At 67.1% G+C, this 23,807-nt stretch carries 22 protein-coding genes and 1 riboswitch; of the genes, 11 read left to right on the top strand and 11 right to left on the bottom strand.

The features are described from left to right. Positions 1 to 7 precede the first annotated feature (7 nt). Positions 8 to 2,680 (bottom strand): ATP-dependent DNA ligase, encoded by a 2,673-nt coding sequence (locus AC4D2Q_RS05540; protein WP_490945569.1) that lies wholly within the window; start codon positions 2,678 to 2,680, stop codon positions 8 to 10. A 122-nt stretch (positions 2,681 to 2,802) separates the two neighbouring features. Here AC4D2Q_RS05540 and AC4D2Q_RS05535 point away from each other — a divergent pair, with 122 nt between their 5' ends. Beyond that, on the top strand, positions 2,803 to 4,281 hold the full coding sequence (locus AC4D2Q_RS05535; RefSeq protein WP_490927483.1) for an SDR family oxidoreductase: 1,479 nt from the start codon (positions 2,803 to 2,805) through the stop codon (positions 4,279 to 4,281). A 1-nt stretch (position 4,282) separates the two neighbouring features. Here AC4D2Q_RS05535 and AC4D2Q_RS05530 read toward each other — a convergent pair whose 3' ends face one another. From AC4D2Q_RS05530 to AC4D2Q_RS05505, 6 genes are all read right to left on the bottom strand, one after another. Next, entirely contained in the window at positions 4,283 to 4,975 is a 693-nt protein-coding gene (locus AC4D2Q_RS05530; protein WP_490927482.1) for a pentapeptide repeat-containing protein, read from the bottom strand. Positions 4,976 to 4,977: 2 nt separating this feature from the next. Then, on the bottom strand, positions 4,978 to 5,190 hold the full coding sequence (locus AC4D2Q_RS05525) for a PLD nuclease N-terminal domain-containing protein (RefSeq protein ID WP_490927481.1): 213 nt from the start codon (positions 5,188 to 5,190) through the stop codon (positions 4,978 to 4,980). A 103-nt stretch (positions 5,191 to 5,293) separates the two neighbouring features. Next, positions 5,294 to 6,880 (bottom strand): bifunctional hydroxymethylpyrimidine kinase/phosphomethylpyrimidine kinase, encoded by a 1,587-nt coding sequence (locus AC4D2Q_RS05520; RefSeq protein WP_490945568.1) that lies wholly within the window; start codon positions 6,878 to 6,880, stop codon positions 5,294 to 5,296. After that, positions 6,877 to 7,572 (bottom strand): thiamine phosphate synthase, encoded by a 696-nt coding sequence (thiE, locus tag AC4D2Q_RS05515; protein WP_490945567.1) that lies wholly within the window; start codon positions 7,570 to 7,572, stop codon positions 6,877 to 6,879. Before thiE ends, AC4D2Q_RS05520 begins: the two co-directional genes overlap by 4 nt. Next, the gene (thiM, locus tag AC4D2Q_RS05510) at positions 7,569 to 8,387 is read right to left on the bottom strand and encodes a hydroxyethylthiazole kinase (RefSeq protein ID WP_490945566.1); all 819 of its coding nucleotides are present in this window, start codon (positions 8,385 to 8,387) and stop codon (positions 7,569 to 7,571) included. The genes thiE and thiM overlap by 4 nt, the downstream gene beginning before the upstream one ends. Further along, a riboswitch (TPP riboswitch) is annotated at positions 8,370 to 8,459 on the bottom strand. Its footprint overlaps the gene before it by 18 nt. 86 nt (positions 8,460 to 8,545) lie before the next feature. Further along, entirely contained in the window at positions 8,546 to 9,859 is a 1,314-nt protein-coding gene (locus tag AC4D2Q_RS05505) for a M20/M25/M40 family metallo-hydrolase (RefSeq protein ID WP_490945565.1), read from the bottom strand. A gap of 244 nt (positions 9,860 to 10,103) precedes the next feature. Here AC4D2Q_RS05505 and AC4D2Q_RS05500 point away from each other — a divergent pair, with 244 nt between their 5' ends. Genes AC4D2Q_RS05500 through AC4D2Q_RS05470 form a run of 7 tightly spaced genes read left to right on the top strand, consistent with a single transcriptional unit; the run spans position 10,104 to position 18,671 of the window. After that, positions 10,104 to 11,984, top strand: coding sequence for an ABC transporter substrate-binding protein (locus tag AC4D2Q_RS05500; RefSeq protein WP_490945564.1), 1,881 nt, complete (start codon positions 10,104 to 10,106; stop codon positions 11,982 to 11,984). A gap of 2 nt (positions 11,985 to 11,986) precedes the next feature. Beyond that, entirely contained in the window at positions 11,987 to 13,027 is a 1,041-nt protein-coding gene (locus AC4D2Q_RS05495) for an ABC transporter permease (RefSeq protein ID WP_490927475.1), read from the top strand. Then, complete coding sequence (locus tag AC4D2Q_RS05490) at positions 13,024 to 13,980, top strand: ABC transporter permease (RefSeq protein WP_490945563.1); 957 nt, start codon at positions 13,024 to 13,026, stop codon at positions 13,978 to 13,980. The genes AC4D2Q_RS05495 and AC4D2Q_RS05490 overlap by 4 nt, the downstream gene beginning before the upstream one ends. Next, the gene (locus AC4D2Q_RS05485; protein ID WP_490945562.1) at positions 13,980 to 15,698 is read left to right on the top strand and encodes a dipeptide ABC transporter ATP-binding protein; all 1,719 of its coding nucleotides are present in this window, start codon (positions 13,980 to 13,982) and stop codon (positions 15,696 to 15,698) included. Before AC4D2Q_RS05490 ends, AC4D2Q_RS05485 begins: the two co-directional genes overlap by 1 nt. Then, complete coding sequence (locus AC4D2Q_RS05480) at positions 15,695 to 16,621, top strand: S66 peptidase family protein (RefSeq protein ID WP_490945561.1); 927 nt, start codon at positions 15,695 to 15,697, stop codon at positions 16,619 to 16,621. Before AC4D2Q_RS05485 ends, AC4D2Q_RS05480 begins: the two co-directional genes overlap by 4 nt. A 1-nt stretch (position 16,622) precedes the next feature. Continuing rightward, the gene (locus tag AC4D2Q_RS05475; protein WP_490945560.1) at positions 16,623 to 17,789 is read left to right on the top strand and encodes a serine hydrolase domain-containing protein; all 1,167 of its coding nucleotides are present in this window, start codon (positions 16,623 to 16,625) and stop codon (positions 17,787 to 17,789) included. A gap of 48 nt (positions 17,790 to 17,837) precedes the next feature. After that, complete coding sequence (locus AC4D2Q_RS05470; RefSeq protein ID WP_490945559.1) at positions 17,838 to 18,671, top strand: serine hydrolase; 834 nt, start codon at positions 17,838 to 17,840, stop codon at positions 18,669 to 18,671. A 10-nt stretch (positions 18,672 to 18,681) separates the two neighbouring features. Here the strand turns inward: AC4D2Q_RS05470 and AC4D2Q_RS05465 are convergent, their stop codons facing one another. The 3 genes from AC4D2Q_RS05465 to soxR form a co-directional block, all read right to left on the bottom strand. After that, the gene (locus AC4D2Q_RS05465; RefSeq protein WP_490945558.1) at positions 18,682 to 19,827 is read right to left on the bottom strand and encodes a mandelate racemase/muconate lactonizing enzyme family protein; all 1,146 of its coding nucleotides are present in this window, start codon (positions 19,825 to 19,827) and stop codon (positions 18,682 to 18,684) included. Positions 19,828 to 19,894: 67 nt separating this feature from the next. Then, positions 19,895 to 20,416: a flavin reductase family protein gene (locus AC4D2Q_RS05460; protein WP_490945557.1), complete on the bottom strand. Its 522-nt coding sequence runs from the start codon at positions 20,414 to 20,416 to the stop codon at positions 19,895 to 19,897. Between the two features lie 103 nt (positions 20,417 to 20,519). Then, entirely contained in the window at positions 20,520 to 20,990 is a 471-nt protein-coding gene (gene soxR / locus AC4D2Q_RS05455; RefSeq protein WP_490945556.1) for a redox-sensitive transcriptional activator SoxR, read from the bottom strand. 333 nt (positions 20,991 to 21,323) lie between these two features. On the opposite strand from soxR, the gene AC4D2Q_RS05450 reads away from it, so the two are divergent. Genes AC4D2Q_RS05450 through AC4D2Q_RS05440 form a run of 3 tightly spaced genes read left to right on the top strand, consistent with a single transcriptional unit; the run spans position 21,324 to position 23,534 of the window. Continuing rightward, positions 21,324 to 22,307 (top strand): hypothetical protein, encoded by a 984-nt coding sequence (locus tag AC4D2Q_RS05450; RefSeq protein ID WP_490945555.1) that lies wholly within the window; start codon positions 21,324 to 21,326, stop codon positions 22,305 to 22,307. Between the two features lie 45 nt (positions 22,308 to 22,352). Beyond that, positions 22,353 to 23,270, top strand: coding sequence for a non-homologous end joining protein Ku (gene ku / locus AC4D2Q_RS05445; RefSeq protein ID WP_490927465.1), 918 nt, complete (start codon positions 22,353 to 22,355; stop codon positions 23,268 to 23,270). A 3-nt stretch (positions 23,271 to 23,273) separates the two neighbouring features. Continuing rightward, positions 23,274 to 23,534, top strand: a complete 261-nt coding sequence (locus AC4D2Q_RS05440) for a hypothetical protein (RefSeq protein ID WP_490945554.1) — start codon at positions 23,274 to 23,276, stop codon at positions 23,532 to 23,534. A gap of 11 nt (positions 23,535 to 23,545) precedes the next feature. On the opposite strand, the gene AC4D2Q_RS05435 is transcribed toward AC4D2Q_RS05440, so the two are convergent. Beyond that, entirely contained in the window at positions 23,546 to 23,785 is a 240-nt protein-coding gene (locus AC4D2Q_RS05435) for a DUF2630 family protein (RefSeq protein ID WP_490945553.1), read from the bottom strand. Positions 23,786 to 23,807: the final 22 nt, after the last annotated feature.

Genomic DNA, 23,807 nt, shown 5'->3' with positions numbered 1-23,807 from the left:
TTGCGGGTCAGGGGGTTTCGACGACGACGTCGGAGGGCTTCTTGTCCGGGCGCAGTCCGCGCCAGGCCGGGTGGCGCAGCTTGCCGGTGGCTGTCCGCTCCGAGTAGGTCACTTCGCCCACCAGAACGGGCCGAACCCACTGCGCATCGGAGGCGTCGGCCGCCGGAACCCCCTCCAGCGGAGGGGTCTTGCGGGCCAGTTTCTTGAGTCTTCCGCCCACCAGGGCCAGGTCTTTTTCGCTCAGCCCGGAGCCCACCCGGCCAATGTAGGACAGGTCATGCCCGTCCGGAACAGCCACCAGCAGAGAGCCGATTTTGGAAGCCCGGTTTCCCTTGCCGGGGCGCCAGCCCACAATGACCACTTCCTGGGTGAAAGAGTTCTTCAGCTTGATCCAGCTCCGCGAGCGCCGTCCGGGCGAGTAGGTGCCGGTTCGGCGTTTGGCCATCACTCCTTCCAGGCCGAGTTCCTTGCTCGCTTCCACTGCCTGCTCCATGGACATCTCCAGCGCCGGCGGCACCTGGACGTGGCCGTCGTCCCCGCCGGGCTCGACTGCGGATTCCAGGATCTCCCGCCGCTGCGTGTAGGGCAGGTCCATCAGCGAGTTTCCATCCAGCCAGAGCAGGTCAAAAATCATCAGATGCACCGGCGTGCGGGCCGCGGCGGCTTCAATGTCCCGCCTCTTCGTCAGGTGCATGCGCGGCTGGAGCAGCCCAAAGTCCGGCCGGCCGGCCTTGTTGATCGCCACGATTTCCCCGTCCAGGACGGCACGTTCACCGTTGAGGTGCCGCCCCAGTTCCTGCAGTTCGGGATAGGCGGCTGTCATGTCGTTGCCGTTGCGGCTGATCAGCCGGGTTCCCTCCGGCGTCACGTCCGCTATCGCGCGGACGCCGTCCCATTTCATCTCGAAGGCCCATTCATCGTCATCGTTCACGTCAGCCCGGGTGCCGGGCGTGGCAAGCATCGGTTCCACCGCGGGCATGCCGTGTTCCCCGGCATCCGCAGCCACGGCTTGGGCAATGCCGGCGGTGTCCGGCAGTGCCTTGGCTGCGGGAGCAGGTGCTGCGGCCGCGGCTGCCACAGTGTCAGCAGGCGACTGTGCCTCCTCCGCCACGTCGGTCTTCTTCGCCGATTGGTCAGCCTTGGCCTCAGCGGTGCCCGATCCCTTGCCTGTCGTGTCCGTCTTGTCGACTTTGTCCGCGGGCGCGGGCTGGTGCTTCATCAAATGGATCAGCCAGTTGTTGTCTCCGCCTTTGCCTCCCTTGCCGCCGGTGTGGATCAGGGCAAAGCGGCGGTCCGCGCTGCCCTCGGAGGCAAGGCCGCCGTCGGGCTGGCCGTGCAGCACGGCAATGACCTCCTTGCCGTCGCGCCATTTTTCCCGCTCGTAGGTTCCGTGGTCCCAGATCCGCACCTCGCCGGCGCCGTATTCGCCTTTGGGGATGGTCCCCGCAAAGGTGCCGTAATCCAGCGGATGATCCTCGGTCTGCACCGCCAGATGGTTTTGGTTGGGGGAATCCGGAGGCCCTTTGGGCAGCGCCCAGGAGACCAGGACGCCGTCGTGCTCCAGCCGAAAGTCCCAGTGCAGCCGCCGGGCATGGTGTTCCTGGATCACAAAACTGTTGCCCTCGGACGGCACTGCCGGCTCCGCCGGAACGGGCTCCGGCGTTTTGGCGGCGTCGCGCATGCTGCGGTATTTGCTGAGCCGGTCCGCTGTCCCGCCAGCGGTTCCGGCGCTGTCCGCGGCTTCCTCGAGCGCCTCGGCGGCCAGCTCCCCGCCGCCCGCCTCCAGCCCGGCCAGCGGATCCCCGTCCTCGACCAGCCGCTGCATCACCTGTTCATAGTCCAGCTGCGCGAGATCCGGATCCTCCAGTTCCTCCCAGGTGCGCGGGGCCGCCACCGTGGGCGTGAACCTGCCGCGCAGCGAGTAGGGGCAGATGGTGGTTTTATTGCCGTTGTTCTGGCTCCAGTCCAACAGGACCTTGCCGGTGCGCAGGGATTTCTTCATGTCGGACACGATCAGGTCCCGGTGGTCGGCTTCCAGCGCCCGGGCCAGTTCGTGCGCGACGGCGCTGACCTCGTCCGAGGTCTGTTTCCCGTCCAGGGCTGCGTACAGGTGGATGCCTTTGGATCCGCTGGTGACCGGGCGCGCGTCCAGGCCCATGTCCGCCAGGATGTCCCGGGCCAGACGGGCCACCTCGGCGCACTGCGCCAGGTCCACGCCCTCCCCCGGATCCAGATCCAGGACCAGCCGGTCCGGGTTGTTGATCTTGCCGCGCGGGCCAAAGCGCCACTGCGGCACATGGATTTCCAGGGCCGCGCTCTGCGCCAGCCAGGTCAGGGTCGCCAGGTCGTTGACCAGCGGATAAATGTTGGTGCCGCTCTTGTGCTCAATGGGAAACCGCTTCACCCAGGTGGGAGCCGAAGTCTCGATGTTCTTCTGGAAAAACACCTGCCCGGGATCCCCGGGGACCCCGACGCCGTGGACCCAGCGTTTGCGGGTGGCCGGACGGTCGCGGGAGTGCGGCAGCAAAGCCTCGGCGACGGCGGCGTAGTAGGACAGGACGTCGGCCTTGGTGGTACCGGTTTCCGGATACAGGACCTTGTCCAGATTGGTCAGGCGCAGGCGGTGGCCGTCCACGTTCACGGTTTCCTGCTGTTTCAGACCCGCTCCGCTGCTCGCCATGGTCCCTAGTCTTACCGGGAGCGGCAGTCTAATTCCAGTATTTTTCGGCCCGGTGTGCAGATTACGCCAAGGGCGTTCCGGCGCCCCTGCTCAGCGGCCGAAGAACTGTGTAAGTTGGAAAAATGACTGAGTCACAGCGGGTTTTGGTAACGGGCGCCACGGGTTACATTGGCGGGCGGCTGGTTCCGCTGCTGCTGCAGGACGGCCACAAGGTCCGCGTCCTGGTGCGCTCCCCGGAGAAACTGCACGATGTGCCGTGGCACGACGACGTCGAGATCGTGCAGGGCGACCTGACGGACAAGGATTCTGTAGCCGGGGCCATGCAAGGCATGGACACCGTGTACTTCCTGGTGCATTCCATGGCCTCGGGCAAGGGATTTGCGGACCAGGAGCAGCAGATCGCCCATCTGGTGGCGGACGCCGCAGCGGAGTCCGGCGTGCAGCGGATCGTGTATCTGGGCGGCCTGCATCCGGAGGGTGAACTGTCCCCCCATATGCGTTCGCGCACGGAGGTGGGGCGGATCCTCCTTGAGGGCAAGGTTCCCGCCGTCGTTTATCAGGCTGGCGTGGTGATCGGATCCGGATCGGCGTCGTTCGAGATGATCCGCCACCTGACCGAAACCCTGCCGGTCATGCCGGCGCCAAGCTGGGTGCGCCGCCGGATCGAACCCATCGCCATCCGGGACGTCCTGCACTATCTGGTCCGCGCCGTCGACCTCCCCGCGGACGTGAACCGCACCTTCGACATTGGCTCGCGCGAGGTTTTGACCTACGCGGAGATCATGAACGGCTATGCCGAGGAGGCCGGGCTGCCGCGGCGGCGGATCTACGCGCTGCCGCTGCCCGCGCCCCGGCTGGCGGGCATGTGGGTAGCGCTGGTGACTCCGATTCCGCGGTCCATGTCGCTGCCGCTGGTGGAATCGCTGCAGCATGACGCCGTGTCCAAGGAACACGACATTGACCAGTATCTGCCGGAGCCCGACGGCGGCCTCACCGGTTACCACGCGGCCGTCAAGCGCGCGCTGGGCAAGGAAAAGCGCGGCGAAGTGGAAACCACCTGGGCAAGCGCGTCGCCGTCGGCGGACGAGGCCTCGTCGCCGCTGCCCAGTGACCCGGACTGGGCCGGTCAGACTGTATACGTGGATTCCCGCCAGCGCCGTTCCTCCGTTGCTCCCGAATATGTCTGGAAGGTGATCGAGGGGATCGGCGGAAAGAACGGCTGGTATTCGCTGCCGATGGCTTGGGCCATCCGCGGCGTGCTGGACAAGACCGTGGGCGGAGCCGGACTGACCCGCGGCCGCCGCAACCCCACCACCCTGTTCACCGGTGACGTGGTGGACTGGTGGCGGGTGGAAGTGCTGGAGCGCGGCAGCCTGCTGCGGCTGCGGGCGGAAATGCGGGTGCCGGGCAAGGCCTGGCTGGAGCTGCGGGTGGATCCCGACGGCGACGGCAGCCTGTACCGGCAGCGCGCCATCTACTTCCCCAAGGGCCTGGGCGGGAAGCTGTACTGGTGGCTGATTGCCCCGTTCCACGGCCTGATCTTCCCGTCCATGGCCAAGAACATCATCAAGAACGCCGCGAAACTGGCCGAGGAGAACTGACTCAGCCCTCCACGCGCAGGCCGAGGTTGGCCGCCAGCAGCGGCGCCAGCATCATCAGCTGCCCGTCATCCACGGTGGCTCCGCTCAGGCCCGGCAGGTGCGTGACGGACCGGAACTCGGTGCTGCGCAGGTCAACGTCCTGCAGCACTGCGCCGGAGAGGTTCAGGGCGCCGATGCGGCAGTCGCGGAATGCAACGCGGACGGCATGGACGCCGTCCAGATCCAGTTCCTCGATGGTGCAGCCGGTGAAGAGGACGTCCGTCAGCCGGGAGCTGCGCAGGTTCACGTAGTCCAGCTTCCCGCCGTCCACATGGACCGAGTTCCAGCCGTTGTCATACAGCTCTGCGGAGCCGAGCCGGCTGCCTTCCAGGACCACGTCACGGAACGTCGCCCGCGGCGCGCGGAACACCGGTGCGTAGAGGCCGGCGGACCTGCACTCCAGGAACCGGGCGCCGCGCAGTCCGGTGTCCGTCATGGAGACCGCGCTGAACTCACATTCCAGGAAAGTGCTGCCCTGCAGGTCGGTGCCGTCAAAGGAGACCCCGTCAAAGTGCAGCCCTTCAAAGGTGCCGGGGCTGTCCGGTGCCTGCGCCTCTTCCAGCCCGTCCAGGCGGACCGGGTCCAGTGCGGGGGCCCGGGTCTTTCCGGTGCTGGTCTTACCGGTTCCGGCCTTGCGGCGGGGTGCTGCTGCCACGCCTACTTGCGCCGACCGAAGATGAAGTAGGACAGCGGGCCAATGAAGTTCACGGCGCAGGCAGCGGACCAGAGTGCGCGGGAGCCGCGGACCTCAGACGCGGGACGGCGCCAGATATCGGCCAGGGCCAGGCCGGCGAGTGCAAACTGCACGGTCGCGGAAACACCCACCATCTTCTTCTGCTGCGCGGTGAGGTCAGTGATTTTCTTCGCCATGGTGCTCTCGTTTCTGTTGTGGTGCCGCTTTGGGGTGCCGGGCTAACGGTTTTTTGCGGGTACCCGGCGGAGACGTCCGCCTTCACCCGCTCCGATGCCGTGGTTACGATTCTGCCGTGCCGGCGGCGAAAAACTCATACTCCCGGCGGGTTGATTCCCTGAACGCCTCGCAGATGACCGTCCGGGCGTCGGCCGCGCTGCGTTCAAGCAGGGTTTCCAGGATCCGCACGGCGGAAACCGTGGACTCCCTAAAGGCTTGGGCGCTGTAGGCGGCCAGCCACCGGGCGTACGGGTGGCCGGAATGACCGGCGTACGGGTGGCCGGAATGACCGGCCTCCGCAAGCCGGGTGCCCACGTCCGCATAGATCCAAAAACACGGGAGGACGGCGCCGACCAGCCGTTCGTATTCAAGGTTCCCGCGGCTGCTGTCCGGACCGGCACCGCTCAGGCGCCCGAGCAGGTGCTCCACATATCCGCTCGTCACGGGACCCGGCGGGATGACCTGCCCCGCCGTTCCCGTTTCGGGAAGCCACCAGGTGTGCAGGTCCATTTCCGCTGCCAGCGCATCGTGGGCCGCCTTGGCCCAGAAAATCTGTTCCGCGAGGTTGGGGGCCAGTTCACTGGCCCGCGCGAGCGCCCGGGCGTAGCCGCGGAGGTACAGCGCGTCTTGGGTGAGGTAGGAATCGAAAAGACTGCGGTCCAGATCCCCGCTTCCCAGGTCCCGCACGAAATCCAGCCCGTCGATTTCCGCCCGTGCGGCAGCGGTCTGCTCCCACAGCGCGGCCGTGTGCGGCCCGGCCGGTTCCACCCCCGGCACCGGTGCCTGCACCGGTTCCTGTACGGATTCCTGCGGCCCGGCGGGCTCCAGTCCCCGCGCCCACATCCCGTGGAAGTGGTGCACCGGGCCGTGGCCGGCGCCGACGTCGAGCTCATCCGCATACGCCAGGGCTTCCTGCAGCCAGTCCTTGGTCGCCGTCAACGCCAGGTCCCACCGGCCCGTCCGGGCGTAATACGTGGCCATGGCCGCCGACATCGAACAGCCGGTGCCGTGCGTGTTGACTGTGTCCACCCGGGGTGCCCGCACCTCCAGCACCAGGGGATGTGCCGCCGCGGCATCCACCAGGGCATCGGGACAGTTGTCCCCCGCCAGGTGACCGCCCTTAACCAGGACTTTGACTGCGTAGGCGGCGGAAAGCTGCTCTCCCTGTGCCAGTGCCCGCTCCCATGACTCAGCAACGGGCTCCTGCACGAGCACCGCCAGTTCGGGAAGGTTCGGCGTCACCAGGTCCACCCGGTGCAACAGCTGCCGCAGTGCGGCCTCGGCTCCGGGATCCAGCAGCCGGTCACCGCTGGTGGCAATCATGACCGGATCCAGCACCACCGCAGGAACCTCCAGTGCTGCCAGCCAATCGTCCACCGTCTGAATCACGTCCGCGCTGCCGAGCATGCCGATCTTTACGGCGTCGATGCCGACGTCGTCGCTCACGGCCTCCAGCTGTTCGCGCAGGAAGGCAGCGGGCGGGGTGTGCACGGACCGCACGCCCCGGGTGTTCTGGGCAACCAGGGCGGTCACTGCCGCCATGCCGTATCCACCGGTGGCCGCAATGGATTTCAGATCCGCCTGGATACCTGCGCCGCCGGTGGGATCTGTTCCGGCGATGCTCAGGATCCGCGGAATCCGGGCCCTCATGCCGGGGCCCCCGCACGCCAGGCACGGACGAGTTCCGCTGCCGCCTGCCGCGGATCGGCTGCCCCGCAGATCGCCGAAACCACTGCTGCGCCCGTGGCACCGGCGGCCCGCAGCGGGCCGAGGTCTTCGCGGACGATCCCGCCGATGGCCACGACCGGCAGCGGGGTCCGGGCGGCAAAGTCGGCAAATCCGGCAACCCCCAGCGGCTCGGGGTGGTCCGGTTTGGTGCGGGTGGGGCGGATGACGCCGGCCCCAAGGTAGTCCACGGTTCCCGGCGGCAGCGCCCGGAGGGCGTCCAGATGGCCGGGAGTGTTGGCGGTCAGCCCGACGACGGCGTCCGGGCCCACGAGCGTGCGCACCACCTCGGCGGGGAGGTCCGTTTGGCCCACGTGGACTCCGTGCACGCGTGCGCCGGCGGCCCGGGCCGCCAGGTAGATGTCCACCCGGTCATCCACCAGCACGGTGGCGCGGTCTCCTGCGGCTTCGGCGACGGCGAGGACCAAAGCGTAGAAGTCCGCGGCCGGGGCGTCCTTTTCCCGTACCTGGACCGTCTCCACCCCGCCGGCCACCGCGGCCCGGACGGTGTCGATGACGCCGCGCGGCCCGCACAGGGCGGTGTCCGTCACCAGGTAAATGCCGCTGGTGCGGATGCGCTCCCGGGACCGGGACATGTCAGCCGCGCCGGCGTTCATGCGCTAACCAGCCGCTGCATCAGGTCCTGCTCGTTAAGGGCGGCCAGGGCATCAAGGAATCCGACGGCGAAGCTTCCGGGTCCGGCCGAGGCCTCGGCTGCGGGTTCCGCAGCCACTGTGTATGCGGCGGTGGCGGCGGCAACCGCCGCCAGCGCTCCGCCGTCGTCAGCCACGGCGAGGAAGGCGGCCGTGACCGCCCCCAGCGCGCAGCCTCCGCCGGTCACCCGGGTCAGCAGGGCATCTCCGTTGCTGATCCGCAGCGTGCCGGTGCCGTCCGTGACCAGGTCCGTGGGCCCCGATACGGCGACCACGGAACCGTGTTTTTCCGCCAGGAGAACGGCTGCGGGCAGGGCGCTCTCGGGATCGTCGGTGGCGTCGACGCCGCGGCCGCCGGAGCCCAGTCCCGCCAGCGCAATGATCTCGGAGGCGTTGCCGCGGATAGCCGTTGGCCGCAGGGCCAGCAGTTCCGCCGCCAAAGCGGTGCGCACCGGAAGGCTGCCCACCGCCACCGGGTCCAGCACCCAAGGCGTGCCGGCGTCATTCGCCGCCGCGGCGGCTTCCAGCATCGCCCGGCGCTGTTCCTCGTGCGGAGTGCCCAGGTTGATCAGCACGCCGGAGGCCACCCGGGCGAACGGTCCGGCCTCTCCCGGAATGTCAGTCATGGCCGGCGCGGCGCCCAGGGCCAGCAAAACGTTGGCGGTGAAGTTTGTTACCACGGCGTTGGTCAGGCACTGCACCAGCGGCGGTTCGGCGCGCAGGCGCGCCAGGAGCGTTGAAACGGTTAACGGTGTCAGGCGAATAGTCATCCGCGACATCCCTTCGCTAGTTCGAACTAGATCAGGTTCAACGGGTTTCATCTCAGCCTGTCGGCACCCCGTGTCACTGCAGAAGACTCTATGCCAGCCGGTCGGTGGAAGCACACCCCGCTGCGCTCCGCGTGCCGGAGGGCCGGCCGGGTCCGGCGTGCAGCGGCTCAGACGCCGGTCAGGAAGTCCTGAAGGATCTGCTGGCCTCCCTGCACGGCGGCAACCGGAACCCGTTCATCCACTCCGTGGACGCCCTGGATGCTGCGCCCTTCCGGATCCGTGGCCAGGGGCGCAAACCCGTAGCAGTCGATTCCCAGCGGAGCAAAGGCCTTGGCATCCGTTCCGCCGCCCATGCACATGGGCACCACAACGGCCTGCGGATCATGGCGGAGCAGTGCCCCGCGCATTGCCTCGAACCACGGGGAGTCGACCGGCGACTGCACCGGCGGCTGGTGCGAGAGGAAAGTGGTGGTAACTGCGTCCCCCAGCAGCTCCCGAACGGTGGCCAGGGTTTCCTCCTCGGTGCCGGGAAGGCAGCGGATGTCGACGTCGGCTTCCGCCACCCCGGGGATCACGTTCACCTTGTAGCCGGCCCGCAGCACCGTGGGGGTGGAGGAGCAGCGGACCGTCACGCCGGCCACCGTTCCGGCTTCGCCCATGGCGGCGATGGCAGCTTCCACGCCGGCATCCGAGCGCAGGTCGGCGGAGAATCCCAGTGCCGCCGTCGTCTCCTCGATGTACCGGCGGACCACCGGGGTGAGGACCAGCGGCCAGGAATAGCTGCCCACGCGGTGGAGGGCGTTGATGAGGTTCTGTACGGCGTTGACCGGAACGGGGCGGGATCCGTGGCCCGAAATGCCCTCCGCCCGGACCCTGATGTGGAGGGTACCCCGCTCGCCGGCGGCAATGGGATAGAGCCGGACCTCAGAACCGTCCGCTGCCTCCAGAAGGGTGGCATGGCCTCCGGATTCCCCGATTGCGGCTTCCACGCCCGCGAAGAGTTCCGGATGCTCCGCGGCCAGCCAGAGAGCGCCGTAGTCGCCCTTGTCTTCCTCATCCGCCACAAAAGCCACCACGATGTCCCGCCTCGGACGGACCCCCTCCTCTGCCCAGTTCAGCAGCGTGGCCAGGGTCATGGCCACCATGTCCTTCATGTCTGCGGCGCCTCGGCCGTATATGTAACCGTCCCGGATAGTGCCGGCAAAAGGGTCCATGCTCCACTGCTCGGGCTCGGCCGGCACCACGTCCAGATGAGCGTGGACCAGCAGCCCGGGGAGGGAAGAGTCCGTGCCCGGAACCCGCACCACCACCGAGCTGCGGTCCGGTTCTGGCCCCAGCAGCGCGGCGTCGTAACCCGCCGTGGTCAGCAGGTTCAGGACGTATTCCGCCGCGCCCCGCTCCCCGTTGCTCTTGCCCTCGCCGAAGTTTGAGGTGTCGAAACGAATCAGTTCTGCACAGAGCCGGGCGGGGTCAACGGGCACGGACGCTCCTTAAGTTTTGGAGAAACGATAACGGTGACGCAGCTCTTTCCGAAAGTGTTTTGCAACAGTTGGTATATCCCTGTTAGTTACTTACACTGTCCCCACAGGGTGCACCAATGTGGTGCTGCTCACAGGGCGCAGGCCGTTTCGTCCGCAGTTTTTGCCGCCGGATCCCGCTATCGGTACAGGGCAGCGGGAAGCGCTTTGGGTACCTGTCACTCCACAGCTGGATGAAGGGGACGCTATGCAGTTCAGACAGAAAAACCCTGCCGCCGGGGGGCGCCCCCGGGGATCCGGCCCTCTGCTGCGCCGCGCGGCAGCTGCCGGAATCCTCTGCGCCGCCGTGACCGGTTCATTTGCCCTCACCACGGGTCCGGCCGCCGCGCCGGCAGCCTATGCGGCGGATGAATCCAGCGGCTCCACGCTGAAACTGGCCCTGACCGGCGACATCGACACGCTCAACCCGTTCCTCGCCATCCTCGCGACCAGTTCCAACATCCTGGCCCTGCAGTACCAGAACCTGGTGGCTTACGGCCCGGACCAGAACGAAGAGATTCCGGGCATGGCCGAAAGCTGGGAGACCTCCGAAGACGGCACCGTCTGGACGTTCAAGATCCCCGCGGACCGCAAATGGTCCGACGGCGAACCCATCACCGCCAATGACGCCGCCTGGACCTTCAGCGCCATCCAGAACAACGATGAGCTCAAGCAGGCCAACGGCGCCCTCCTGACCAGCGTGTCCCAGGTGGTGGCCGAGGATGACGAAACCCTGGTCATCACCCTCAGCGCGCCGCAGGCCTCCAACCCCGGCACCCAGCTGCCGATCATGCCTGAGCACATCTGGTCCGAGGTGGGCGATCCGGCTGCCTTCGAGAATGACAAGGATGCCGTTGGCTCCGGCCCGTTCACAGTGGTCAGTTATGACAAAGCCGCAGGGGTCACCATGAAGGCCAACCCCAACTACTGGCAGGGCAAGGCCAAAGTGGACGGCATCACCTGGGTCCCTTACAAGAACAGCGACGCCGCCGTGCAGGCCCTGAAGACCGGGGAAATCGACGTTGTCAGCGGACTGACCCCGGTCCAGTACAAGGCGCTGGAGAACCAGCCGGGCATCACCACCAACGCCGGAACCGGCCGCCGCTACCAGGCCATCGCCATCAACCCCGGCACCACCACGGTGGACAACGAAGTGCTCGGGGACGGTAATCCGGCGCTGCAGGATCCGGAACTGCGCCGGGCCATTGCCATGGGCATTGACAGCAACACCCTGCTGGAAAAGGTCCTGCAGGGCCTGGGCCAGGAGGCCACGGGCGAGATTCCCATGACCTACCCGCTCTATCACTGGGACACGGACGAGCTGCCCCTGGCCTACAACCCCGAGGAAGCCAATAAGGTCCTGGACGAGGCCGGTTACGCCATGGGCCCCGACGGCATCCGCCTGGACAAGGAGGGCAAGCCCCTCAAGCTCCGCCTGATGGGGCGCAACTCTGATCCCACGCACCAGCAGATGGCTGATTACATCGGTCCGTGGATGAAGGCCATCGGCATTGAGATCAACACCGAAATGAAGGCTCCGGCCCAGGTCAATGATGATTCGACCTTCGGCAACTTCGACATGTACTTCACCGGCTGGGGCATTGGCCCGGATCCGGACTATCAGCTGTCCATCAACCAGTGCAGCTCCCGTCCCAACGCGGACGGCACCGGCGCCACCTCGGAGAACAGTCTCTGCGATCCGGAATTCGACAAGCTCTACCTCGCCCAGCACGCCGAACTGGACCAGGACAAGCGCAGCGAACTGGTCCAGCAGGCCCAGGAAATCATCTACAACTCCGCCGTCAACAAGGTGCTCTTCTACGCCAACAGCCTTGAGGCCTACCGCTCGGACAAGTGGGAACCGTTCACCACGCAGCCGTCGGAGGGCGGCGTGATCACCTCCCAGAACGGGCCGTGGGGCTACTACAGCGCCACTCCCATAGGTGCCGATGTTGCCGAAGCCGGCACCAGCGAGGAGAGCGGAACCAACACCGCCCTCATCGTCTCGATCGCCGTCGTCGTCATCCTGGGAATCGCCGTGATCGTCTTTATCCGCCGCCGCGGCAGCAGCGCGGAAGACCGCGCCTAGCCATGGCTGAAGCGCTCAGCGAGAGCGACGTCGTTCCCGCCCGCCTGGATATCGATGAACCGCGCCGGGGCTCCTCCTGGCTCTACTACATCGGTATGAAGGCGGGCGGGTCCGCCGTTTCCCTGATCATGGTCATTGTCCTGGGGTTCTTCGCCTTCCGGATCCTGCCCGGGGATCCGGTGCGTTCCCTGGCTGACGGACGCCAGGTGACCGCCGAACAGATGGACATCCTGCGCCGCCAGTACGGGCTGGACCAGCCGTTGCTGGGACAGTTTTGGCGGTACCTGACCGACCTGTTCCAGGGGAAGCTGGGTGATTCCTACACGTACAACCGGCCGGTCATGGAGCTCATCGGGGACCGCATCGGCCCCACCCTGCTCCTGACCGGCACCGCCGCCCTGCTGTCCGTTGTCCTGGGCCTGTGGCTGGGCCAGCGGGCGGCATGGCGGCGGGGCTCGGCCTTCGACAAGACCCAAACCGGGCTGGCCCTGTTTTTCTGGTCCGTGCCCACCTTCTGGCTGGGGCTGCTGATGCTGCTGGTGTTCGCCGGCGGACTGCGCTGGTTCCCCACCGGCGGCATGGTCACGGCCGGCAGCACGGATACCGGCCTGGCAATGATCGTGGATGTGGGCCGGCACATGGTGCTTCCCGTGCTGACCATGGTTGCCGTGGTCTACGCCCAGTACCTGATGGTGATGCGGGCGTCGCTGCTCGAGGAAATGTCCGCTGACTACCTCGTCACCGCCAGGGCCAAGGGCCTGCGGGAAGACGACGTGCGGCGCCGGCATGCGGTCCCCAACGCCATGCTGCCCACCGTGACCCTGATCTTCCTGACGCTGGGCGGGCTGGTGGGCGGAGCGGTCACGGTCGAAACCGTGTTTTCCTGGCCGGGGCTGGGCTACCTCACCTTCCAGGCACTGTCCGCCCCGGACTTCCCGCTGCTGCAGGGCACCTTCGTGGTCTTCTCCTCGATCGTGATCATCATGAACTTCTTTGCGGACATCGTGTACCGCATCATCGATCCCAGGTTGCGTGCCTCATGAGTGTCAAGGATCCACAAACCGTTCCCGCTCCGGATTCCCCGGTCCCCGCTGCCGGACCGCCGCGGGGCGGCCGGCGGAACGTGGCCGCCGCCAGGCGGGCGGCCCAGGCCAGGGAGACCTGGAAGGAATTCAGCCGCAACAAGGCCGGCGTCACGGGCCTTGTGATCCTGCTGGCCGTGATTGCCCTGGCCCTGCTGGCGCCCGTCCTGGCTCCGGCGTCCACGCTGGACGTCACGCAGCTGACCTCGCCGCAGAACGATCCGCCTTCCGCCGCCAATCCGCTGGGCACCGATCCCTCCGGACGAAGCGTCCTGGCCCTGCTGATCTGGGGGGCGCGGGTGTCCCTGCTCGTCGGTTTCTCCGCCACGGCGGTGTCCATGGTGATCGGTACCCTGATGGGCATGGCTGCCGGCCACTTCACCGGAGCTACGCAGGCTGTCCTGATGCGCGCCATCGACTTCTTCCTGGTGGTTCCCGGGCTCGTCCTGGCGATTGTCCTGTCCAGCATCATCGGCGCCGGCGTCGCCACCATTGTGGTGGCCATCGGGATTACTTCCTGGGCCAGCACGGCCCGCGTGGTGCGGGCGCAGACCCTGACCGTGGAATCCCGTCCCTACATTGAACGGTCGTGGGCCCTGGGCGCGTCGGACGCGCACATCATCAGCAAGCATGTCTTGCCGGCCGTGATGCCGCTGGTGCTGGCGAATACCACGCTGACCGTCGGATCCGCCATCATCGCCGAGTCCACCCTGTCCTTCCTGGGCCTGGGCGATCCCAGCAGCATCTCCTGGGGTTCCATGCTCAAGACTGCCCTGGACACCGGCGCCGCCACGGGCGGTTTCTGGTGGTACGTGCTGCCCCCGGGGCTGGCCATTGTGGTGGTGGTACTGTCCTTCACCCTGGTGGGACGCGCCGTCGAATCAGTCATCAATCCCACCCTGCGAGGACGCTAATGCCCAGGCTCGAATTCTCCGATGTACGGGTCACCTACACCACGCAGACGGACGAAGGACCCAAGCCCATGGTCGCCGTCGACGGCGTGAATCTCACGGTGGAACCCGGTTCAACGGTGGGCCTGGCCGGAGAATCAGGCTGCGGCAAGTCCACCCTGGCCATGTCCGTCCTGCGCCTGCTGCCCTCCAACGCGAAAGTGGAGGGCAAGGTCCTGCTCGGCGGCCAGAGCGTTGCCGACCTCAGCTGGGGACGCCTGCGCGCGGTCCGCTGGACGGAGGCCTCCATTGTTTTCCAGGGCGCCATGCATTCCCTGAACCCGGTCCGCCGGGTTCAGGACCAGATTGCGGAGGCACTGATGATCCATGCCAAGGAGCTGAAGGGTTCCTACGGCACGGAGAAACAGCGGCTGGCCCGGGTTGCCGAACTGCTTGAACTGGTGGACCTGCCTGCGGCAAAAGGTGCCTCCTACCCGCATGAACTTTCCGGCGGACAAAAGCAGCGGGTCATGATCGCGATGGCCCTGGCCTGCGAACCCGAACTGATTATTGCCGATGAGCCCACCACCGCGCTGGACGTGGTGGTGCAGGCGCAGGTCCTGAACGTGCTGACCGGACTGGTCCGCTCCCGCGGGCTCTCCCTGGTGATGATCAGCCACGATCTGTCCGTCCTGGCCGCCACCTGCGAGCGCATTGTGGTGATGCAGCGCGGAAAGATCGTGGAAGACGGTCCTTCCGCGGAGGTGATGCGCAATCCCCGGCACCCCCACACCCGGGCCCTGGCGGCAGCGTTTCCCCTGATTGGCGATCTGTCCTCGCGGCTGCGGCTGCCCAAGTACACCGCTCCGGATGCTCCCTCGGCCACGCAGGAGCAGCGGGCGGCCGGCGGAGCGGTGCGGGACCCGGAGGACGTGGTGCTGGAGGCCCGCAATCTGTCCGTCAGCTTTGCCGGCCGCGGCGCCGGCGCGGTCAGGGCCGTGGACAGCGTGAACCTGCGCTGCGGGCGGGGCGAGATCGTGGCCCTGGTGGGCCAGTCCGGTTCCGGCAAAACCACTCTGGCCCGGACCCTGCTGGGCCTGCAGAAACCCACGTCCGGCGAGGTACTGTTCGAAAGCAAACCGCTGGCCCACAACCGCAAGGCACTCAAGGCCTACCGGCGGTGCGTCCAATTCGTCCTGCAGGATCCCACCGCCGCACTGAACCCCAAGCACAGCGTCTACGAAGCGGTCGCCGAAGGACCCCGCCTGCACAAGATGCCCGGCGACGAGCGTGAACTCGTGGTGGAAGCCCTGCGGCGGGCCGAACTGTCCCCGCCTGATCGCTACCTCTCGGCCATCCCGCAGGAACTCTCCGGCGGCCAGCGCCAGCGCGTCGTCATCGCCGGAGCTTTGGCCCTGGATCCGGAGTTCCTGGTAGCCGATGAGCCCGTGGCCAGCCTGGACGCCTCTGTCCGGGCGGAAATCCTGGCCCTGCTCCTGCGCCTGCGCTGTGAACTCGGGCTCGGCGCCCTGGTCATCACCCACGATCTGGGCCTGGCCTGGAACATTGCCGACCGCGTGGTCGTCATGTACCAGGGCAAAATCGTGGAGGAGGGCCCCGTGGAACAGGTGCTGCTCCACCCGCGGCACGAATACACCCGCCGGCTGCTCAGCGTGGTCCCCACCAACAACGTGCCGGCTGATGCCGCAGAGCCGGAGGCACCGATCGGCAGCACCGCATGAACAGCGCAGCGGACTTCCCCGAACTCACCCCGCTGAAGCCCGGGGACCGCGTGGGCCTGGTGGCTGTCTCCGGGCCTCCCCTGCCGGACTCCCTGGCTGAGGCAATCACCGTCCTGCAGGGTTGGGGGCTGGTCCCGGTTCCCGGCAAGCATCTGCGGGACCGGCATCCCCGGGCTGAGTACCTGGCCGGAACGGATGCCAGCCGCGCCGCCGATCTGCAGGACGCGTGGTGTGATGACTCGCTGGCCGCCGTCTTCGTGGTCCGCGGCGGCTACGGCGCCGTGCGCGTCCTGGACCTGCTCGACCCGGCGGCGCTGGCGGCCGCCCGGCCCAAAGCCCTGATTGGTTCCTCCGATGTGACGGCGCTGCACGAATACTGGGCCGAGCAGCTGGGACTTGCCACCTGGTTTACTCCCATGATTGCCACCAATGCCTTCCTTCGGGATGAACCTGCCCGCACCGGAGTGCACGAGGCACTCTTCACGCCCTTCTCCGGCCGCGTTTACACGTCGCCGTCGGCGGCAGCGCTGGTGCAGGGCACCGCCACCGGACGCCTGGTGGGCGGAAACCTCTCCCTGCTGGCCATGACCATGGGCGCCCGGGGGCAGGCCAAGCCATCCAATGCCGGCTGCATCGGCCTGCTGGAGGACGTCACCGAAGAGGTCTTCAGGATTGACGGCATGCTGCAGACCCTCCTGCGGGCCGGCTGGTTTGAGGGTATGGCCGGGATTGCCCTGGGCTCCTGGAAGGACTGCGGCGACTATGCCCCCATCCGCGATCTCTGCCTTGAAGTCCTCGCTCCGCTGAATATCCCCCTGGTGGAGGAACTGGGTTTTGGGCACGGAGACGCCGCAGCCAGCCTGCCGCTGGGCGTCACCGCCACCCTGGAGGCGGGACCTGCCCCGCGGCTGGTCCTGAACTGACATGCCCCTTTCACCGGCGCAGGAGAGCGGCCTGCTTCACCGGCTCCGGCAGCTGCTGGAGTCTGCCGCGGCAAACGGTGACACCCCCTCCGCTGTCTGCGCCGTCGCCGTCGACGGCAAGGCCCTGGAACCGGTGGCGGCGGGAGACAGCGTGCGGTACGGGAACGACGGCGGCCTGCTGGCTCCGCCAGCGCGCGTCGCCGCGGCGGCGGAAACCGTGTACGACCTCGCGTCCATTACCAAGATTTTCACCGCTCTGACCTGCCTGGTGCTGGTTCAGGAGGGTCTGCTGGACCTTGATGCCCCGGTTTCCCGCACGCTGGAGGCATACCGGGGGGACCCGGACCGGGAGGCACTCACACTCAGGCACCTGCTCACCCACACGTCCGGCCTGCCGCCCACCTGGTCCGGATGGCGCGGACGGCCCTTCCCCCAGGCTCCGCCCGGCGTCCGCAGTCCCCAGCGCCGCGAGCTCCTCGATGATCTGCTGAACACCGGGCTTCTCCACCGCCCGGGCCGGTCCTTTGCGTATTCCTGCGTGGGATACAACACCGCCATGGCGGTGGCTGAAACCGCTGCCGGCACGCCCTGGCCGGACCTTCTCACTTCCAGGGTGCTGGATCCGCTGGGAATTCCGGACCTGACCTTCGCCCCCGATCCGGACCGCTGCGCCGCTACCGAATTCTGCCCGGAGCTGGGACGCGGCACCGTCCGCGGCCAGGTCCATGATGAAAGTGCCTTTGTTGTGGGCGGCGCCGCCGGAAACGCCGGCCTGTTCGGCACGGCGTCCGCACTGCTGGCCTTTGGAGAACGGCTGCGTGCGGGATTCCCGGAGCTGCTGCCTGAGGCGGCCGCGCAGGAGATGTGGACCAACCAGCTGCCGGCGCTTATGGGCCCGGCAGCTGCCGGTGCTGCTCAGGAGGCCAGCGGCTACGGACAGGGGCTGGGTCTGCGGATAGGGCAGACCGGATGGATGGGCCTGCCCGCCGCCCAGGCTCGGGGCCACAACGGGTTTACCGGCACGAGTCTGCTCACGGACCGGGGCCGGCGGGTCACAGTGGTTCTCCTGACGAACCGGGTGCACCCAAGCCGGACGTCCTCGGACATCAGCCGCCTGCGCCCGTTGGTCAACGAAACCGTTTACGCGGCCCTTCCCTGCGATGCCTGAAGCACCCGACTTTGAAACCTGAAGCCCGAAGCCTGGAAAGGAACACTGATGCCTGTTGTCTCGGATTACAGTGACGGGGTTCCCTCCGTCTCATATGCCCTCAGCAGCATGGAGGGGAACCAGCTTGCGGGATACCGCGAAGACGTGCGGTATTACTCGGCCAGCACCATCAAACTTCCGGTCCTGATTGCGGTTCTGCGCGCGGTGGACTCCGGGGACCTTTCCCTGGACATGACACTGACCAGCCGAACGACCTTTACCAGTTCCGTTCCCGGCGCCGGCGAATTCGGTTTCGAGCCCGACGAAGTGGATCCCGGCATGCCCGCCCCGGGGGAGGCAACAACGCTGCGCCGCGTCCTGGAACGGATGATCGTTGTCAGCTCGAACGAAGCCACCAATCTGGCGGTGGAGCTGGTGGGGTTCGACGCCGTCAACGCGGTGCTCGCCGATCTGGGCGCCGGCTCCTCCAAAATGGAACGTATGATCGGCGACCTGGCTGCCTTGGAGGCGGGCCTGACCCAGGAAATCACTGCCGCTGACCTGGTCCGGGTGCTCCACGCGGTGGTAACGGGGAAAGCTGCCGGCCCCGAATCAACCGCGCTCATGCTGGATTTTCTGCAGGCCCAGGAATTCGGCAGGATCGGCCCCGCACTCGAAGCCGCCGGCTTTCGCCCGGTGTGGGGCAGCAAGTCGGGGTGGGTCACCGGCATCACCCATGACGCCGCTTTTCTGGCGCCTTCCGGCACAGCGGTTTGTGCTCCGCTGCGCAGCGGGATCCTCCTGGCAGTGTGCACCCGCGGTTATGAACCGGACGCGGCGGCCGAGGTGATTGCCGCCGTCTCCACCCTCGCGTGGACGCTGACCGCCGGCGAGCGCGTTTAGGACCGCGGCCTCAGCTCTGGCTGGCGACCCGGGCGGCAAGTCCCCGGATTCCCAGTCCGGGGAGGTCGGGCAGGAGTATTTCCGCGCCGGCGTAGGCCGGACCCCCGGTAACCGCCGGCTCCCGCAGCCACAGGCCGCCGTCAAGATCCTGTCCGCTGCTGCCCGGAAAGGTGCCGTGCAAACCTGCGGCCGCTGCCAGAGCCGCCGCGGAACCGATGCCCACGGTGCTCTCCAGCATGCAGCCCACCAGCACTCCCAGTCCGGCTGCCCTGGCCCGCAGCACCAGCTCAACGGCCGGGTAGATCCCGCCGGCCTTGGCCAGTTTCACGTTGACCAGGTCTGCACTGCCGCAGGCCAGCAGGGCTTCCAGATCGGAGCGGTCCCATACGGCTTCATCGGCCATAATCGGCGTCTTTACGCGGGAGCGAACCTCGGCCAATGCGGCCAGATCACCGGCAGGTACGGGCTGCTCCACCAGTTCCAGCCCCACCCCGGCGGCCTCCATCCCCCGGATCGCCGCAATGGCTTCCGCCGCCGTGTAGGCCTGGTTGGCATCCACCCGAAGCGCAATGCCGGGGCCGACGGCGTTGCGCACGGCCAGCAGCCGGTCGACGGGATCACCGTCTGCGTTGAGTTTCACCTTGAGGCACCGGAAACCATCGTCCACGTAGCCGCGTGCTGCCGCAGCCAGCGCGGGTGCCTCGTCAACGGAAAGTGTCATGTCAGTGAGCAGGCGTCCGGAGATGACTTGCTGCTCGGTTCCGCCGGAGAGCCCCGGATAAAAGTCCAGCAGGAATTGTGCCAGGGGCAGTTCCGCCGCGGCCGCGGCCAGGTCGTGCAGCGCACAGTCCGCGGCCATGCGGACCGCGGCCGGGGCAGCACTTGCGGCTATGTCCCGGGCGGTCTCCCGAAAGTCGCGGGTTTTTGTTCCCAGCACCAGGGGCGCGAGAGTCTCTTCCGCCGCGGCCAGCACCTGCGCGGTGCTGACTCCGGTAACCCGGCTGATCGGCGCCTCGCCCCAGCCGGTGTGTCCGCCGTCGTCAACCAGCTCCAGCAGGACCGTTTCCAGCGTGTCCGCGCTGCGCACCGCCGTCGTAAACGGGCGCAGGAGCGGAACTTTAACGGGGTGGACGCGGAACTGGACAACTGAGGCCACGGCGATCCTTCGAGCGGGCGGGAGGATGGTGCCCCAAGCCTAGCCAGCAGGTCCTGCGCTGGCCGTGTTATGAAATGGCCGAGTCTCCGTTGAGGCGGTGATAGGTGCGGTTGTGATAAACCAGCGGCTCGGACGCGCTGCTGTCCCCTACGATCTCCAGCACGGAAGCGGCAATCAGCACTGAGCTGCCCACCGGGGTGCGGGAGAGGATGCGGCACCGCAGGGCCCGGGGAATGCCGGCAAGCAGCGGCTCGCCGGTGCGCAGACGGCTCCACTGCAGATCCTCCGTGAAGCGCTCCTGGCCCGGACGGGCAAACCGCGACGCCAGATCCGTGTGTTCGGCGTCCAGCAGATGGACCACCAGGGTCTCGGCGTTCGCCACCACGCCCGCGGATCCGTTCTCGGACGCCAGGGAAAAGGCCAGGATGGGCGGCTGCGCGGAGACTGAGGAGACCGACGACGCCGTGAGGCCCGCGGGCGCGCCGTCGCCGTCGCCGTCAGCGGCAGTGATGATGGCCACTCCGGCTGGGTGCGCGCGGAAGACGTTCTTGAACTGTTCCACAACGTCGTTTGTGGCAGGGAAAGTCATGGTCAAGGCACTGCTTCCTGTGCTGCGGCGTCTGCCGCCTCTGTCAGATCCGGGGTGAATCCATTCCACGGTAAAACCTCAACATTGGTTGAGGTCAAATCCGTCAGGGTTCGAGGACCTTGGCGCCGGTGCCGCCGGCTGCCGACGCGTCATCAGGGTTCACGAAGCGGCAGTCGGCCAGAGAGAGGCAGCCACAGCCGATGCAGCCTCCCAGCCGGTCCCGCAGAGCCGTGAGCTGGTGGATCCTGCGGTCCAGATCCTGGCGCCAGGCCCCCGAGAGCCGCTGCCAGTCAGCCTGGTCCGGCACCCCGTCCCTGGGCAGTTCCTCAAAGGCCTGGGCAATGGTGGCCAGCGGAATCCCCGCATGCTGGGCCGCCCGGATCACGGCCACGCGGCGGAGCACCGAGCGGTCAAACCGCCGCTGGTTTCCGGCAGTGCGCCCGCTTGAAATCAGCCCCTGCCGCTCGTAGAAGTGCAGGGCGGAAACACTCACGCCGCTGCGCTCGGCCACCTGGCCCACTGTCAGTTCGGGACCGCCCGGAAGGTCCCCGCGGGTTGAATCTGCCCTGTCCACAGTCCTGTCCTTCGTCACCGGTTCCATTATCCGCCTGCCGGGTCCGCCGCTCACCACCTGCCTCCGGACCCGGCCGGCGGCCCCTGGAAGTTGACCCGAAGCTCGGCATGAGTCGGCTGACTGTTCCGCCGTTCGGCTCTGGCGGTCCGGGGCCAAAGATGTGAGAGTAGCGCCCTGATCATGCTTCAACTCCGCCCGAGTGTCGGGATCATGACCGAGAGTCCCGCCGAGTGTCGAGCTCACGCCCGAATTCGGCGGGCAGAGTGGCCTTGTCTCGACGGTCAAGGCGGACAGCCCCAAAGCCCGGCACTCGACTGCACCAGGAAGGCCCTCATGTCCCCCGCAAATCCCGACGGCACCGGAACCCTGGTTTTCCTGCAGGGCACCGGCGATCCGGACCCCGTGCCGGCGGAAACCATCCGTTCCATGCTGGCTCAGGATCCGGTGCTCTCGCGCTACACGGTCCTGAATGTGGCCTGGGAAGCCGGCGGCGCCCCGGACGTCAGCGTGGTTCCGGCGCTGCCTCCCCGGTACCGGCAGGAAACAGCTGCAGCACCGCCGGCATCGGACACCGGGCGGGCGCTGGCGCTGGCGGGACTGGAGGTGCACTCCGCTCCGCCCCTGTATCTCCCCGCCGTGCCCGCCGCCGCGGCTGAAACCGGGCCCGCCCCCGCGCCGGAAAGCCCCGCCAACCCGCCGCCCGGAGACACTGCTCCCGCGGAGAACATTCCGTCCCCGGATGCCATGGAGACTCTGCTGGGCAGCACCCTGGAGCGCCTGACCTTGAACCTGGTCACCGACGTCGCGGTGCGCCGCCGGGTCCCGCTCATGGCGGCAGCCTCGGATTTCTCCCGCAGCATCGTTTTCTACCTGCGCCGCGGAGCCGCGGCCCGAGCCGCCGTCACTCAGGCAATGAGCACGGTGGACCAAAATGCCCCGGTGATTCTCTTCGGCCACAGCCTGGGTTCTGTAGCCGCCGTCGATCTTGTGAGCAGCCCCGAATGGCAGGCCGAGGGGCCCCGGGTGGACCTGCTGGTCACGGCCGGCTCCCAAAGTCCCTGGCTCTGTCTGCTCGGCGGGCTCACGTATTTGGGGCCGGGCGGGCAGGGAATCGTTCCGGTGCCCTGGCTGAATTTCTGGGATGAACGGGATCTTTTGTCCTTTTGCGCAGAGCAGGTGTTCGCCGGGCGCGGCGCCCGGATTGCAGACCGGGAAGTGGTGTCGGGGGAACCTTTTCCAGCCTCGCACAGCGCTTATTTTTCCAACCCGGAGGTTTACGGCGCAATTCGCGATGAACTGGCGGCACTGAGCGGTTAGCGGCACTCTGGCCGGGGCGCCCGGGTTTAGTGTTCACTGGACTACATGAGAGCGATCTGGAAGGGAGCCATAGCATTTGGGCTGGTCAATGTGCCGGTCAAGGTCTATGCCGCCACAGAGGACCACGACGTCAGCCTGCACCAGGTCCATGAGAAGGACGGCGGGCGCATCCGCTACCAGCGCCGCTGTGAAATCTGCGGCGAGGTGGTGGAGTACAAGGACATAGCCAAGGCGTACGACGACGGCGAGCAGACCGTTGTCCTCACGGACGAGGATCTGGCATCCCTGCCGGTGGAGAAAAGCCGCGAAATCGACGTCGTTGAATTCGTCCCCAGCGATCAGGTGGATCCCATCCTGTTTGACCGGACCTATTACCTGGAACCGGACTCAAAATCGACCAAATCCTATGTGCTGCTTCGCCGTACCCTGGAGGACACCGACCGCACGGCCATTGTGCAGTTTTCGCTGCGGCAGAAGAGCAGGCTGGGTGCCCTGCGGGTCCGCGGCGATGTTCTGACCCTTCAAACCCTGTTGTGGGAGGACGAAGTCCGGGAAGCGGCCTTCCCGTCGCTGGACGAAAAGGTGCGCATCAGCGCCAAGGAACTGGAAATGTCCTCGACTCTCGTGGAATCCTTCAGCTCCGACTTCAACCCGGCAGAGTTCACCGACGACTATCAGGAGCAGTTGAAAACGCTGATCGAGGCAAAGCTGGAAAAGGGCGAAGCCGTGGATACCGACGAGACTTTCGGTGCCGAAGATGAAGAGGAGGGCGGGAAGGTCCTGGACCTCATGGAAGCCCTCCGCCGCAGCGTGGAAAAGAACCGCGACAAGAAATCGGGCGGCTCAAAGTCCTCCGGTTCCGGAACACGGTCGTCGTCGGGCACCAAGAGCGAAGAGGACAAGCCTGCGGAAAAGAAGCCCGCGGCGCGCAAGACCGCAACCAAAACCAGGAAGGGTGCCTAGACCATGGCGTTGACCAATTTTTTCCGGGACCGCAACGGACGCATCCGCATCGCCGAAGTCCCCAACCTGCCCATCCTCGCCTGGGCCGGGTTCGGCGCTGCCTCCATGATGGCGCTGACGCCGAAATACCGGGAGGTCATGGGCACCCTGAGCAAGGGTTCCCTGCTGGTGTGGGCACTGCTGGAAGCGGTACGGGGAAACAGTCCCTTCCGGCGCGTCCTGGGCATGTCCACGCTTGCCCGCGAGGTCCTCCCCCGCAGCTAGGGCGGCTGTGCCTACTGGCGGTAGCCTTCGACTTCACCCACCGGCCGGACGCTCACGTCGTCGGGATTTTCACCGGCATCGATCCGGGCCCGGCGCTGCCGCAGCAGGTCCCAGCACTGGTCCAACTGTTCTTCCACCCGTTTCAGCTGCTCCAGCCGGTCTTCGGGGTGGTCCGTGGCTGAGGAGTCACGGAGAGCCTGTTCCTTCTCCACGAGTTCTGAGATGCGGTGCTGAATTTCGGTAGCGTCCATTCCCCTACGCTAACCATCCCTC

Source organism: Arthrobacter sp. TJ-178 (assembly GCF_058269275.1).
Note: the sequence above shows the minus strand (reverse complement) of the source record. Positions and strands in the feature narration are given on the sequence as shown.